Raw genomic sequence first — 13822 nt, 5'->3', positions numbered from 1 at the left:
CCCTCCCTAAAGGGGGAGGGGAGCGCTCGGGTCGAGCCCGCAGCTAGTTCAGCCGGGTCACCAGGATCTTGTCGATACGGCGGCCGTCGAGGTCGAGCACTTCGAAGCGCCAATGGCCGCGTTCGAAGGTTTCGCCCACCGCCGGCAGATGATTGAGCTCGGCGAGCACATATCCGGCGACGGTCTCGAACTTGGCGTCCTTGGGAACGGGCACGCCCAGATGCGCCTGGAACTCGTCGACCTGCATCCAGCCCGAAACGAGGTATGAACCGTCCTCGCGGGTGATGTAGGCCTTCTCGTCGCCCTCTTCTTCCTGGAACGCGCCGGTAATCGCCTCGAGGATGTCGCCAGGGGTGACGATGCCTTCGAAGTGGCCATACTCGTCGAACACCAGTGCCATATGCACCAGCGAGCCGCGGATGGCCTTGAGCACGTCGAGCGCGCTCGAGCGATCCATCACCACGGGCGCCTGCTTGACCAGCGCTCGCATGTCGAGCGGCTCGCGGGCCAGAACGTTCTCGACCAGATCCTTGCGCACGATCACCCCGACGATCGAATCCACAGCGCCGTCCTGCACCGGCAGCACCGAGTGGCGGGTGGCGCGAAGCTTCTCGATCATTTCCTCCTGCGTCTCGCTCAGATCGAGCAGTTCGACGTCGAGGCGCGGCGTCATCAGCCCGCGCGCCGAACGGTCCGCGAGGCGCATGACGCCCGAGATCATGTGCCGCTCCTCGGTCTCGAGCACGCCGGCGTGCTCGGCCTCGGCGATCAGCGTCTTCACCTCCTCGTCGGTCACCCGCTCCTCGGCCTCGCCACTCTGGCCGAGCAGCGCCAGCACCAGCTTGCCGGAGACGTCGAGCAGCCAGACCAGCGGTGCAGCGATCGAGGCGATGAAGGCCATCAGCGGCGCGACCCGCGTTGCCACCCCTTCGGCATCGCGCAGCGCGATCTGCTTGGGCACCAGTTCGCCGATGATCAGCGACAGATAGGTGATGATGATCACGACGATGCCGACGCCGAGCGGCGCTGCGACGGATGGGCTGATACCCGCTCCGATGAGGGCATCGCCCAGGCGCTCACCCAGCGTGGCGCCGGAAAAGGCGCCGGAGAGAACGCCGACCAGGGTGATGCCGATCTGCACCGACGACAGGAACTTGCCCGGGTCTTCCTGCAGCTTCAACGCCACGGTGGCACCGCGCTTGCCTTCGGCGGCCAGGACTTTGAGTCGCGCGGGGCGGGAAGAAACCACCGCCAGTTCGCTCATTGCGAGCAAGCCGTTGACCAGCGTCAGGACGGCGACAATCAGGATTTCGAGGAACAATGTCGTTTCAAGGTTACGGCCCCGCACTCAGCATCGGGTCGCTTGGAAGGCGGGGAGTATAGCGGCGTTCAGGTTGGGCGCAATGCGATGTTCTGTTGCGCCGGTTCTACTACGGATTGGCGTCGACGACGGTCTGCAGCGCATCGGCGTCGCGCCGGGGTGGCGCGCCGAACAGGCGCTTGTACTCACGGCTGAACTGCGAGGCGCTTTCGTATCCGACGGCATAGCCCACCGAGCCGGCCTCGGCGCGCTCGACGACGAGCCGCCGGCGGGCCTCGTGCAGGCGAATATGTTTCTGGTATTGCAGCGGACTGAGCCCGGTCACCGCCTTGAAGCGGCGGTGGAATACCGAAACGCTCATCCCTGCCACCGTCGCCATCGCCTCCACACTCAGGTGCTCGGCGAAATGCTGCCGCATCCAGGCCATCGAGCGGCGGATGCGGGAGAGGCGCGAGTCCCACCCGGCGATCTGGCGCAGCAACGCGCCCTGCGGTCCCGTCAGCAGGCGGAACATCAGCTCGTGCTCGAGGTTCGGTCCCATCACCCGGATCTCCTCGGGCCGATCGAGCAGCTCACAGAGGCGCCGCCAGGTATCGAGCAATGCCGGACTGGCTTCGCTGACGCCAAACCCCCGGGCGGGGTTCGGTTCCGCCATGCCGCCCATGTCGAGCAGCAGGGATGAGATCACGGCGGGGTCCAGGTTGAGGTTGACCGCGAGGTACGGCTCGGCTGGCGAGGCCTCGCTGATCTGTCCCATGGCAGTCAGTTCGGCGGCAATGACGATGCAGGCGCCGGCACCGTACTCCAGCACCTGGTTGCCGATGAAGGTGCGCTTGGCGCCCTGCAGCACGAGGCAGACCATTGGATCGTAGACCAGCGCCGCCGGCTCGGTCGGCCGGTCGAGCCGGTAGACGCGGAGGCGCGGCAGTTCCGGATTTGTCGCTCCGGCATGCTTCAACGCCGCGGCGCGCAGGGCAGCGAGTTCTGTCATGACGGCACCCGACCGCGATTGCCCGGAAAGGTCAAGCCAGCAGCAGGATCAGGCAAACATTCGGGACCATCGGGCATCGGCGCGACGCTGCCCCTGCCTACATTCGTGATCGGCATCACGAGAGGAACGACAGCATGCAAAAGCGCACCCTGGGCGCCAACGGCCCCGAAGTCTCCGCCATCGGCTACGGCGCCATGGGCTTCCACCTCGCTTATGGCGCAGCCGACGAGACGGCCGGACTGGCAACAATCCGCCGAGCCTACGAGCTCGGCGTAACCTTCTTCGATACCGCCGAACTCTATGGTTGGGGGGAGAACGAGAAGTTCCTCGGCCGGGCCATCAAAGGGTTCCGGGATGATGTGGTCGTCGCGACCAAGTTCGGTTTCACCCGCTCCTACGGCACCGACAGCCGCCCCGACCACATTCGCGAAGTGGTGGACAACAGCTTGCGCAACCTCGGCGTCGAGAGCATCGATGTGCTGTACCAGCATCGGGTCGATCCGAACGTCCCGATCGAGGACGTCGCGGGAACGGTTCGCGACCTCATCGGCGACGGCAAGGTCAAGTATTTCGGCCTCAGCGAGGCGGGTCCCCAGACGATCCGCAAGGCGCACGCGGTGCAGCCCGTGGCCATGCTGCAAACCGAGTACTCGGTGTTCGAACGCGATGTCGAAGTTCTGCTGCCCACGACGCGCGAACTCGGAATCGGCTTTGTCCCCTATTCGCCGCTCGGCCGCGGCTTCCTCACCGGCGTGGTGAAACCGGCGGCCGAGTATGAAGAAGGCGACATGCGCCGGCACGACCCGCGCTGGCAGCCGGGAAACTACGAAAAGAACGTCGAAGCCGTGCGGCGGCTGACCGAACTGGCGGTCAGCAAGGGCGCCACCGTCTCCCAGCTTGCCCTCGCCTGGCTGCTGGCTCAGGGCAACGACATCGTGCCGATCCCGGGCACCCGCCAGATAGCTCGGCTCGAGGAGAATGTCGGCAGCGCGGACCTGCTGCTGAGCGCCGAGGATCTCGCGCGGATCAATGAGATCCTCCCCGAAGGCGGCTTCGGGGCGCGCTATGCGAGTGCCGTCCCGCAGTGGATCTGAGCGAGTCATGGGCGGCGGTCACAGCCGCTGCCCCGCCTTGGGCAACGGCCGGGGCCGCCGCAGCCTCGACTACTTGTCGCTCTTGTCGAACGGGTTCTTGCCGCCGCGCACCCAGAGCCGGATCGGCGTGCCGGGCATGTCGAAGGCGTCGCGCAGGCCGTTGATCAGGTAGCGCTGGTAGGCGTGCGGCAGCGCCTCGGGGCGCGACGCGAACAAGATGAAACTCGGCGGCCGGATCTTGGCCTGCGTCATGTAGCGCAGCTTCAGGCGGCGGCCGGAGACGGCCGGAGGCGGATGGCTCTCGGTCATGCCGCTCAGCCAGCGGTTGAGCCGCGCGGTCGAGACATGGCTGTTCCACTTGCGCTCGATGGCGAAGATCGCCTGCATCAGCTTGTCGATATTGCGGCCCTGGAGGCCCGAAATGGTGACCAGCGGGATGCCCTTGAGCTGCGGCAGGAAGCGTTCGCACTGCTCGCGCAGTTCCGCCAGCTTGGCGTTCTTGTCTTCGACGGTGTCCCACTTGTTGACGGCGATGACCATCGCCCTGCCTTCGCGTTCGACGAGATCGGCGAGCGTCAGGTCCTGCTTCTCGAACGGAATTTGCGCGTCGAGCAGCAACACGACCACTTCGGCATATTGGATCGAGCGCAGGGAATCGCTCACCGCCAGCTTTTCGAGCTTGGCCTCGATACGCGCCTTGCGGCGCATGCCGGCAGTGTCGACGAGGTTGATGGTCCGCCCGTCATACTCCCAGGGCACGAGGATGGAATCGCGGGTGATGCCGGCCTCGGGGCCGGTGAGCAGCCGCTCCTCGCCCACCATGCGATTGATCAGCGTGGACTTGCCGGCATTGGGGCGCCCGATGATCGCGACATTGAGGTGACGCTTGGGGTCCCAGCGCTTGACCGGCCCCTCTTCGGTGGAACCGTCATCCTCGGGGAGGTCGACATCGACCTCAGGCATCTGGTCGAGCGAGGGCGCCTCGGCCTCCGCCTTCTCTGCTGCAGCATCCACCGCCTTCGAAACGATGGCGTGGAGATCGGCGAGGCCCAGTCCGTGCTCGGCCGAGAGCGCGACGGGTTCCCCGAAGCCGAGGTTGTAGGCCTCGAGCAGGCCGGGATCGGCGGCTTTGCCTTCGGCCTTGTTGCCGATCAGGTGCACATCCTTGCCGGCGCGGCGCAGCACCTGGGCAAAGCGCTCGTCCAGCGGCGTGACGCCGGCCTTGGCGTCGATCATGAACAGGATGACGTCGGCATCACGGATGGCGATCTCGGTCTGCTGGCGCATCCGGTCTTCGAGCGAGCCGTCGGTCTTGTCTTCATAGCCGGCGGTATCGAGCACCTTGAAGCGCAGGTCACCGATGCGGCCCTCGGCCTCGCGGCGGTCACGCGTCACGCCCGGCGTATCGTCGACGAGGGCGATCCTCCTGCCGACGAGCCGGTTGAACAGCGTCGACTTGCCGACATTCGGACGGCCGACAATGGCGACGGTAACGGTCAATCGGGACCCCAGTATTTAAGGCGCTTCAGGAAGAGGTCGCGAGATCCCTTCCTGTTCGAAAGCGCGACGAAATCAGGCCCGGGGCCCGCGAACTCAGTTCGCGGGCGCGGCCGGTGCATCGGAGGATGCGGGAGCGTCGGTGGCAGGCGCCGGAGCGGCTTCCATCGCCGGAGCCGCCTCCATGGCTGGCGCCTGCATCGCGGGCGCTTCCATCGCCGGGGCGGCCGGCGTGGTATCGAGCGCCGGCGCATCGCCGACCGAAGTCTCGGCCGGTGCCGCGGTGGCGGGATCGACGACAGCGGGCGTTTCGGCCGCGGCTTCGGCTGCCGGCGCGGCGACACCTTCGGCAGTCAGTTGCGCAAGGTAGATGTTGATGCGGCTGCGCAGCTCCTGGCTGGCCTGCGGATCGTTGGCCGCGTCCTCGAAACTCTGGCGAGCGCCGGCGAGATCGCCGGCCTTGTACTTGACGAGGCCGATGGCTTCACGCGCCGCATTGCGCATCGCACTGCTGGGAGTGACCAGGCCGCCGACGCGTTGCTCGACCTGGGCCACATCGCCGCCATCGACCAGCAGGTTGGCGGCAAGGACCAGCGCCAGTTCGCGCAGGTGTGCATTGGACTGGCCAGTCGAGAGCGCATCATAGGCAGCAACCGCTTCGGCCGTCTTGCCTTGCGAGGCGAGCAGCGCCGCCTCGCGGAAACGCGCCAGGGTCGGATAGCCGCCGTGGTTGGCGGCGATCACCGCGTCCAGCGCCTTCTTGGCCGCTTCGGCATCAGTGCCGTCAGCCAGCTGCAACGCGGCATAGAACTGGTCCGACGATTGCGCCGAATTGGAGTTCTGCCACCAGTCCCAGCCCTCTTTCACCGCCACGATCAGCACGATGGCGACGGCCGCGCCGATGACATAGGGGCCGAAGCGGCGCCACAGGTTGCGCGCGCGGTCGCTGCGCAGTTCCTCGTCGATCTCGCGGATGATGTTTTCGTTGGACATGAAGCTCAAGTGAAACGGGGGTCGAATTCGGCCGCACCATAGTGATGGGACCGCTCGAATGCAAACCCGTAGGCGCGGCTCTCAAAGGGCGAGTTACTACTGCGGCGGGCGGGGTGGATGGTGCCCGCCGGGGCCGGACGAGCTGCGCTCGCCGGGGGGTAACGACCGCGTGAACTGGCAGATGCGAAGAACTAAATTAATCTGTCTGCAACGGGGCTGCGCGAAGCTTTGTTCAGGGCCAGCTCGAGTCAATCAAGATGTTCAACCGCGTTTTACTTCTTGTTGCGTTTCTCGCCATTGCAACGCCTGCCGCCGCCGCCAACGTTTCCATCGTCATCGATCTGTCGGACCAGCAGATGCGGGTGTCGGTGGGTGGCGCGCCAAAATACAGCTTCGACGTCTCGACCGGCCGCAAAGGCTATGCCACGCCCAAGGGAACCTATGGTGTGCAGCGGATGTACACGGAGTACTATTCCAGGAAGTACGATTGGGCGCCCATGCCGCACGCGATCTTCTTTCGCGGCGGCTACGCCATCCATGGCACCTACGACACCAAGCGCCTCGGCCGCATCGCCTCGCATGGCTGCGTACGCCTCTCCCCGGAGAATGCCCGCCGGCTCTACAACCTGGTGCTGCAGCACGGCAGCGGCAATGTCAGCATCCGGGTAAAGGCCTAGAGCACTCCGCCTGGAGCTTGTTCCGCAGCGCCCCAACTTGCGCCACAGACGCCGCGCATGGCTCCCTCATCAATGGGGATTGCCGTGCTTCACCGAGTCCTATGCCTTGCAGTCTTTGCCGCCCTGCTCTCCACCCTGCCCGCCCAGGCCGATACGCTGGTCGAGCCACACCTCCACATCGTCCCGGGCGGAGCCCAGTCGCCCCAGGTGGCGCTGACGCTCGACGCCTGCTCGGGCGGCATCGACCATCGTATCCTCGACACCCTGATCGCCAGGGCAATCCCGGCCACGATCTTCGTCACCGGCCGCTGGCTGCACCGCAATCCGGAGACGGTCAAACTGCTGCTCGGGCACCCCGAGCTGTTCGAACTCGAGGACCATGGCGAGAACCACCTGCCGGCGGTGATCGGCACGCAGAAGCCCTATGGACTCCGGCCGGCCGGCACCGCCGCAGCGGTAGCGGCGGAGATCGAGAATGGCGCGTCGAGCATCGGCAGGGCCGGTGGCCCCACCCCGCATTGGTATCGGGGCGCCACAGCGCTCTACAGCCGGGACGCGCTGCAGCTGATCCCCGCGCTCGGCTTCCGCACCGCCGGCTTCTCGCTGAACGCCGATCTGGGCGCCAGCGTCTCCGCGAAAGTGGCGGCGGCTCGGATCGACGGCGCCAAGGACGGCGACGTGATCATCGCCCATGTCAACCAGCCCAAGCGGGCCGCCGGCGCGGGTGTAGCGCTCGGGGTCGAAGATCTGCTGTCACGCGGCTATCGGTTCGTGCGGCTGGCTGACGTCGCGGAGCTCGATGACTGATCTGCGGACGCCGGCCCGATAGTCACTGCACACCAAGGCGGTGGCTCCCACCAGCGTCCGCGGGATTTCAGGACCGACCGATCAGGAGGGCTCCGGCCGCGACAGCACGTACCAGGCACAGGCGCCGAAGACGGCGAGGACGAACAGCGCCAGCGGCAGGTCGGGGCGAGCGCCGATCAGGAACAGCACGTAACCAAGCACCATACCGCTGCAGGCCAGCGTCTTGCCACGCCGCGAGATGGCGCCTTCGGCCCGCCAGGCCTTGATGGTGGGACCGAAGCTCCTGTGGTTGAGCAGCCAGGCTTCGACCCGCCGATTGGAGCGGGCAAAACAGCCGGCGGCGAGAATGACGAAAATGGTGGTCGGCATCAGCGGCAGGAAGGCGCCGATGATGCCCAGCGCCAGGAGGGTGAAGCCGGCGACGAGATAACCGAAGCGCACCATGCGGGCCGAGACAGCATCCGGGCGATCCTGCTTCATCGGCTCACCTGGCCGCCTCGGCCGCGATTATCCGGAAACGCAGCCGCGCCCGGCCGCGAGTGCCAGTCACCGAAAACCTTACAGCACCGGTCTCTATCGGCGAGAACGACACGATCCGCCGATAGCCGACCGACGAGGTTTCCGCCACAGCAAGCCACTGGCCCTCCGCGGTTCTGGTTTCCACCAATAGCCGCTCGACCTGCTGACCCAGCGAAATGTCCTCCTCGAAGACCGCAGCGCCGACTTGGCGCGGCTCCGGCCAGGTGAGGACGATACTGGAGCCGGCGCCGTCGACAATCCATGCGCCCTGCTGGTCCAGGGCATCGGAGGGCGACACAATGGCCTGTGGGGAGATATCGGCTGCGTAGAAATCGGCGATGCGCTGTCCCAGTTGCGCCAGGACCAGCCGATCCGGCGTGGCGACGCGACCCGATCGATCGGGCGGGACGTTGAGCAGGAAGGTCGCATTGCCGCCGACCGAACCGCAGTAGATGTCGAACAGTTCCTCGGCGGATCTGACCTCGGCGTCCTCCCTCGGGTGATGAAACCAGCCGGGGCGGATCGAGGTGTTCACTTCGGCGGGATACCAGACCAGTTCATCGTTCGAGGCGGCAATGGCCGCCCGGCTCCCCAGATCCTGCTCATCCGAGCGCACCTGGCGCGAGAACTTGCCGTCATCGACCTGCTGCGAGTTGGAGGCGGTGCGCTCGGCGTCGCGCAGCGAGGCCGGCACCACGCTCCATTCATTGGGCCGGGCTTGCCCGGCCTCATTGCCGCACCAGCGCACGTCGGGGCCGCAGACGCTGATCACCGCTCCGGGCTGCAGCTCGCGGACCACCGCAAAGTAGCGATCCCAGTCGTAATATTGCTTCCTGCCACCCGCGCCTTCGCCATTGGCGCCATCGAACCAGACCGAAAAGATCGGACCGTAGCCCGAGAGCAGTTCGCGCAGTTGTGCGACGAAGAACCCATCGTAGTCGCTCCCCGTCCCATAGGACGGCTCGGTGCGATCCCAGGGAGAAAGGTAGACGCCGAACTTCATGCCGCGACGCGCGCAGGCCGCCGAAACCTCGGCCACCAGATCTCCGCGGCCGGCGCGCCACGGACTGGACGCCACCGAATGCCGGGTCACCGCACTGGGCCACAGGCAAAAGCCGTCATGATGTTTGCAGGTAAGGATCAGGCCGCGCATGCCGGCGGAGGCGAGGCTCTCGACCCATTGATCCGCATCGAGACCGGCGGGATCGAACAGAGCGGGATCCTCATGCCCGAGCCCCCATTCCCGCTCGGTCATGGTGTTCATGCCGAAATGGATGAACCCATAGAACTCCAGCCGCTGCCAAGCCAGTTGCCGCGGCGTCGGCCGGACAGCGGAGGCCTCGGCGAGCCGGCTGGCCGAGATCACTCCCACTCGACTGACCGCCCCTGATACGTCATTGAAAAACCTGTACAAAATGCGGTGATGAGCAGCTGATGCCGTTGCATCGAGGCCAGAGGCGACGCCTGTCGCCCGGCAAGACTCTCGCCATCGGTTTCGAGCGCCCCGCAGACCACTACGCGACCGCAGCCATATCACGCATTGTCATGCGGTGTCATTCAGGCCGGCGGTCGGCTTTCCTGCAAACGCGCAGCCGTCCCGCCTGACACTCCACATCCAGACCTGATCGCGCTCATGGGCCAGACGAGACGCGCGCTGATCATGCCCACGGCCCGTTCGAAGCCTTGCAGAAATGGATCGACGCCTTTGTCGAGAAGACTTCGGCGCGGCAGGACCTGACTGCGCCATTCGTGGCAAGGATCAGGGACCCGTCCTCGTCGCTCTATGCCTCATGCGCCCAGATGCGGCAGTCAGCCGAAACCCTGCTGTCTGCGCATCCATCGCGTGGTTGGCCGATCAAGGGGAGCTGTCGCCAAGCCAGCGACGCCGCCTGCTCACCCTGATGCTCGAGGGTCTCCAAGGCGAGCCCGGCTGAAGGCCGTCAGGCGGCTGCGTTCATGGCTGCGGCCGACAGACCGCCGACGGCAGCAAGGCCGATCTCGGCCCACCGACACCGTCGGGGGGGACAAAGATCACTCCCACTCGATGGTGCCGGGCGGCTTGGAGGTCACGTCGTACACCACCCGGTTGATGCCGCGCACTTCGTTGATGATGCGGGTGGCGGCTCGGCCGAGGAAGTTCATATCGTAGGGGAAGAAGTCTGCCGTCATGCCGTCGACCGAGGTCACGGCGCGCAGCGCGCAGACGAACTCGTAGGTGCGGCCGTCGCCCATCACGCCAACGGTCTGCACCGGCAGCAGCACGGCGAAGGCCTGCCAGATCTTGTCGTAGAGGCCGGCCTTCCTGATCTCGTCGAGATAGATGGCGTCGGCCCGGCGGAGGATGTCGAGCTTCTCGCGGGTGACGCCGCCCGGGAGGCGGATGGCGAGGCCGGGGCCCGGGAACGGATGGCGACCGACGAAGCGGTCGGGCAGGCCGAGCTCGCGGCCGAGGGCACGGACCTCGTCCTTGAACAGTTCGCGCAGCGGCTCGACCAGCTGCATGTTCATCCGTTCGGGCAGGCCGCCGACGTTGTGGTGGCTCTTGATGGTGACCGAGGGACCACCCGAGAAGCTGACGCTCTCGATGACGTCGGGATAGAGCGTGCCCTGCGCCAGGAACTGCGCGCCGCCGAGCCTCTTGGCTTCCTCCTCGAAGACCTCGATGAACAGCCGGCCGATGGTCTTGCGCTTGGTCTCGGGGTCCGCTTCGCCCTCGAGCGCGCCGATGAACCTGTCGGCCGCATCCACGTGCACCAGCGGGATGTTGTAGTGGTCGCGGAACATCGAGACGACTTCGTCGGCCTCGTTCATCCGCATCAGGCCGTGGTCGACGAACACGCAGGTCAGCTGGTCGCCGATGGCTTCATGGATCAGGATCGCCGCCACCGAGCTGTCGACGCCGCCCGAGAGCGCGCAGATCACCCTGCCCTTGCCGACCTGGGCACGGATCTTCTCTACGGCGCGCTGGCGATAGGCCGACATGGTCCAGTCGGACTTGAGGCCGACGATGTTGTGCACGAAGGACTGCAGGAGCTTGCCGCCATCCGGGGTGTGCACCACCTCGGGGTGGAACATGGTGGTGTAGTAGCGCTTGCGCTCGTTGACCGCGATGGCGAACGGCGCGTTCTCGGAGGTGCCGACGACAGTGAACCCCTCCGGCAGCTCGGTGACGCGATCGCCATGGCTCATCCACACCGGATAGCGTCCGCCGACCTTCCAGAAGCCGTCGAACAGCGGGCTCGTCTCCCTGATCTCGACGTCGGCGCGGCCGAACTCGCGGGCGTGCCCGCCCTCGACCTTGCCGCCCTGCTGCAGCGCCAGGGTCTGCTGGCCGTAGCAGATGGCGAGGATCGGCACGCCCGAGTCGAAGACTTCCTGCGGCGCTCGGGGGCTGCCCTCGTCGGTCACAGAGGCCGGGCCACCGGAGAAGATCACCCCCTGCGGCTTCAGCCGGGCGAACGCTTCGGCGGCGCTCTGGAACGGATGAATCTCGCAATAGACGCCGGTCTCGCGCAGGCGGCGCGCGATCAGCTGGGTCACCTGGGACCCGAAATCGATGATGAGAATGGACTCGGCGGGGGCGGCGGCGATGTCTGTCATGCGCGGGAAATAAAGCCCAGCCGGGGAATGTGCAAGCCTCCTGCCGGGCAAGGGACCTATGTCGAGAGGGGCGCGATCTTGACGGTGTTGGACCGCACCAGCTTGCCGACCGTCTGGTCGCAAGGCCCGCGCGACTGGCCCACTGTCGAGACATCTATTTCGCCGGATCGTCGCCGATGCGCCCCGGGCAACGCCCTAGCCCCCGACCGCCTGCTCCGAACGCGCGGCGTTCGCCTTGGCCAACTTGCCGACGAGATTGTGATTGAGGCTCGCATCGAGCGCCTGCCGGAGATCGTTGTCGGCCTCGATGGCGGCGTGCAGCCTGTCCTGCTCAAAGGCCAGATAGCGCGTCGGTTTGGCGGCTATGGCGGTGGCCGACGCCGGCGCGCCGGTGACAAAGCTCATCTCTCCGACGAAGTCTCCCGGACCACAGACGGCGACGATGCTGCCGCCCTGCTCGATCTGCATCACCCCATCGGCGATGAACATCAGTTCGGTGACTGGCTTGCCCTCGTGGGTCAGCCGCTCCCCTTCAGCGGCGTGGCGAAGCCTGGCGAGCCGCAGCAGCCGGCGAATGGTGCGCCGATCGACACCGGGCGGCATGAGCGCAGCGAAACGCTGCTCATCCTCCGAGAAGCGATGGCGCTTGGCGTAGTACCAGAGGATCAACAGTTGAACGACATTGACGCCGACGAAGATCACTTCCCAGAACACGATGATCGGGTCGATCTCGAAGAACGCTCGATTGATAATACGTATTACGCCTGCGGCGATGGCAATGGCGCGCAGCCACCCCATGTCGTTCATCAACATCGAGATGACCAGCAGGGCATATGGCAGATGAGTCAGCAGATGACTCGGATCCATCATCCGAGCCATAAAGTCCTCAAAAATCATATGGCCTCTACGAGACAAGTATCTACGCAGTAGGACGGACATGGCGGCTGTCGTCAACTATGGACGAAGCTCGCAAGAGCGAGGTCTGGCGGCATCGCCGAAAAGCTTGGGGCTTGCGCAGGCAACGCTCTCGATGCCATGAAATCGATTGCACGGGACCGCGCGGCAGATGCGGCGGTGCGATACGAGGGGGACCAATGACCGACAACCGGCTGCCCGGCGCGGATTTCTTGCGTGCGGCCGCGTGCCTCACGGTGCTGTTTCATCACCTGGCGCAACGGATGAGCTGGCAGAACCAACTGGCCGGCGTCGAGTGGTTCCGGGTGTTCGCCCAGATCGGCACATTCGGCGTGGCGATGTTCTTCGTGCTCTCGGGCTTCCTGCTGTCGCGACCGTTCTGGCAGGCGCTCGATCGCGGCGAGGCGGCGCCGTCACTGCGCATCTACGCCATGCGCCGCGCGGCGCGCATCCTGCCGGGGTTCTGGCTGGCGCTCATCGTTACCTTCGTCCTCAGCATCACGGTGTTCGGGGCGAGGCTCGATGGCCAATTGTGGCTGCGGTTGTTCGCCGGCATGTTCGCGGTCGCGGACTGGCACTGGGTGACGCTGTTTCCGGTCGAGGTGAACGGACCGCTGTGGTCGATTAGCTTCGAGGTGACCTCATACCTGCTGCTGCCGCTCGGCTTTACCGCACTCTTCTTCATGGCCCGCTGGACCGGTGGGGGCTGGCAATTGCGAGCGCTGTGGCTGGGGGTGATCGGCCTGGCGCTCGTCGCGCACTGGCTGTTCACTCAATACTACCGCGTCGACACCTATCAGCGCGGCTGGGACTATGGGTTGATCGGCGGCGCCAAGACCTGGATGCCGCGCTTCAACCCGTTCGGCTTTTTCGCCATGTTCGCCATCGGGGCGCTGGCGGGCGGGCTGCAGGTGCGCTGGGCAAAGTATCGGCACGCAGTGTTCGACGCTATAGCGCTTGCTTGCCTCGCCTGGGGCATCTGGCTGATGCGGCAGCAGCTTTCGGCCGAGACGCCGGACGGCTGGGGCTGGCTCGGGGTGCCCTACGGCTTCCCATGGTTCGTGCTGGCGGTGGCGCTGTTCCTCGCGTCCTCGCCGTCGAGCGTGCTGCTCGGGCGGCTGCTCGACAATGGGCTGACCCGCTATATCGCCCGAGTCTCCTTCGGCATCTACATCTGGCACTATGTCGTGCTGGAACTGGTACGGGTCTATTGGGATCCCCAGATCGACCACGGCCAGGCGTCCGATCCAACCCGCTTCGTCGTGACCTCGAGCCTCATCGCGATCATCACTTTCGCCGTGGCGCACCTGTCGTATCATCTGGTCGAGAACCCGGTGATTCAGTGGGCGCGCCGCAGGGAACAGCGCCATGCCGGTTCGGCGACACTCGCAGCTGCAGCGGAATGACC

Annotated in this window: 12 protein-coding genes; 4 read left to right on the top strand and 8 right to left on the bottom strand. The window is 65.9% G+C overall.

Going from position 1 to position 13822, the window contains the following annotated elements; translation table 11 throughout:
* Positions 1 to 43: 43 nt before the first annotated feature.
* Both APS40_RS18830 and APS40_RS18825 read right to left on the bottom strand, forming a co-directional pair.
* A complete protein-coding gene (locus APS40_RS18830; RefSeq protein WP_055049732.1) occupies positions 44 to 1306 on the bottom strand; it encodes a hemolysin family protein in 1263 nt (420 codons plus the stop codon).
* Positions 1307 to 1430: 124 nt separating this feature from the next.
* Positions 1431 to 2312 carry an AraC family transcriptional regulator gene (locus APS40_RS18825; protein ID WP_055048514.1) on the bottom strand — a complete coding sequence of 294 codons (882 nt, stop codon included), beginning with the start codon at positions 2310 to 2312 and terminating at the stop codon, positions 1431 to 1433.
* Positions 2313 to 2446: 134 nt separating this feature from the next.
* Here APS40_RS18825 and APS40_RS18820 point away from each other — a divergent pair, with 134 nt between their 5' ends.
* Positions 2447 to 3406, top strand: a complete 960-nt coding sequence (locus APS40_RS18820; protein WP_055048513.1) for an aldo/keto reductase — start codon at positions 2447 to 2449, stop codon at positions 3404 to 3406.
* Positions 3407 to 3475: 69 nt separating this feature from the next.
* On the opposite strand, the gene der is transcribed toward APS40_RS18820, so the two are convergent.
* Entirely contained in the window at positions 3476 to 4906 is a 1431-nt protein-coding gene (gene der / locus APS40_RS18815) for a ribosome biogenesis GTPase Der (protein ID WP_055048512.1), read from the bottom strand.
* Between the two features lie 93 nt (positions 4907 to 4999).
* Positions 5000 to 5896: a tetratricopeptide repeat protein gene (locus APS40_RS18810; protein WP_055048511.1), complete on the bottom strand. Its 897-nt coding sequence runs from the start codon at positions 5894 to 5896 to the stop codon at positions 5000 to 5002.
* Between the two features lie 257 nt (positions 5897 to 6153).
* On the opposite strand from APS40_RS18810, the gene APS40_RS18805 reads away from it, so the two are divergent.
* Together APS40_RS18805 and APS40_RS18800 are read left to right on the top strand one after the other, a co-directional pair.
* On the top strand, positions 6154 to 6573 hold the full coding sequence (locus APS40_RS18805; RefSeq protein ID WP_197279363.1) for a L,D-transpeptidase: 420 nt from the start codon (positions 6154 to 6156) through the stop codon (positions 6571 to 6573).
* A gap of 84 nt (positions 6574 to 6657) precedes the next feature.
* Positions 6658 to 7380: a polysaccharide deacetylase family protein gene (locus tag APS40_RS18800; protein WP_236884133.1), complete on the top strand. Its 723-nt coding sequence runs from the start codon at positions 6658 to 6660 to the stop codon at positions 7378 to 7380.
* Between the two features lie 81 nt (positions 7381 to 7461).
* Here the strand turns inward: APS40_RS18800 and APS40_RS18795 are convergent, their stop codons facing one another.
* From APS40_RS18795 to APS40_RS18780, 4 genes are all read right to left on the bottom strand, one after another.
* Positions 7462 to 7860 carry a YbaN family protein gene (locus APS40_RS18795; protein WP_055048510.1) on the bottom strand — a complete coding sequence of 133 codons (399 nt, stop codon included), beginning with the start codon at positions 7858 to 7860 and terminating at the stop codon, positions 7462 to 7464.
* A 4-nt stretch (positions 7861 to 7864) separates the two neighbouring features.
* Positions 7865 to 9265 carry an alpha-L-fucosidase gene (locus APS40_RS18790; RefSeq protein WP_055048509.1) on the bottom strand — a complete coding sequence of 467 codons (1401 nt, stop codon included), beginning with the start codon at positions 9263 to 9265 and terminating at the stop codon, positions 7865 to 7867.
* 665 nt (positions 9266 to 9930) lie between these two features.
* The gene (gene guaA / locus APS40_RS18785) at positions 9931 to 11499 is read right to left on the bottom strand and encodes a glutamine-hydrolyzing GMP synthase (protein WP_055048508.1); all 1569 of its coding nucleotides are present in this window, start codon (positions 11497 to 11499) and stop codon (positions 9931 to 9933) included.
* Between the two features lie 195 nt (positions 11500 to 11694).
* On the bottom strand, positions 11695 to 12396 hold the full coding sequence (locus tag APS40_RS18780; protein ID WP_197279362.1) for a cyclic nucleotide-binding domain-containing protein: 702 nt from the start codon (positions 12394 to 12396) through the stop codon (positions 11695 to 11697).
* 197 nt (positions 12397 to 12593) lie between these two features.
* On the opposite strand from APS40_RS18780, the gene APS40_RS18775 reads away from it, so the two are divergent.
* Complete coding sequence (locus tag APS40_RS18775) at positions 12594 to 13820, top strand: acyltransferase family protein (RefSeq protein ID WP_055048506.1); 1227 nt, start codon at positions 12594 to 12596, stop codon at positions 13818 to 13820.
* Positions 13821 to 13822: the final 2 nt, after the last annotated feature.

Origin of the sequence: Devosia sp. A16, from assembly GCF_001402915.1 — a bacterium.
Lineage (GTDB): Bacteria > Pseudomonadota > Alphaproteobacteria > Rhizobiales > Devosiaceae > Devosia_A.
This window is presented reverse-complemented; position numbering and strand designations above follow the sequence as displayed.

Coding starts and splice junctions, on each gene's coding strand:
- APS40_RS18825 (WP_055048514.1), bottom strand. CDS start 2,312: ATGACAGAACTCGCTGCCCTGCGCGCCGCGGCGTTGAAGCATGCCGGA.
- guaA (WP_055048508.1), bottom strand. CDS start 11,499: ATGACAGACATCGCCGCCGCCCCCGCCGAGTCCATTCTCATCATCGAT.
- APS40_RS18780 (WP_197279362.1), bottom strand. CDS start 12,396: ATGATTTTTGAGGACTTTATGGCTCGGATGATGGATCCGAGTCATCTG.
- APS40_RS18795 (WP_055048510.1), bottom strand. CDS start 7,860: ATGAAGCAGGATCGCCCGGATGCTGTCTCGGCCCGCATGGTGCGCTTC.
- APS40_RS18820 (WP_055048513.1), top strand. CDS start 2,447: ATGCAAAAGCGCACCCTGGGCGCCAACGGCCCCGAAGTCTCCGCCATC.
- APS40_RS18805 (WP_197279363.1), top strand. CDS start 6,154: ATGTTCAACCGCGTTTTACTTCTTGTTGCGTTTCTCGCCATTGCAACG.
- APS40_RS18810 (WP_055048511.1), bottom strand. CDS start 5,896: ATGTCCAACGAAAACATCATCCGCGAGATCGACGAGGAACTGCGCAGC.
- APS40_RS18775 (WP_055048506.1), top strand. CDS start 12,594: ATGACCGACAACCGGCTGCCCGGCGCGGATTTCTTGCGTGCGGCCGCG.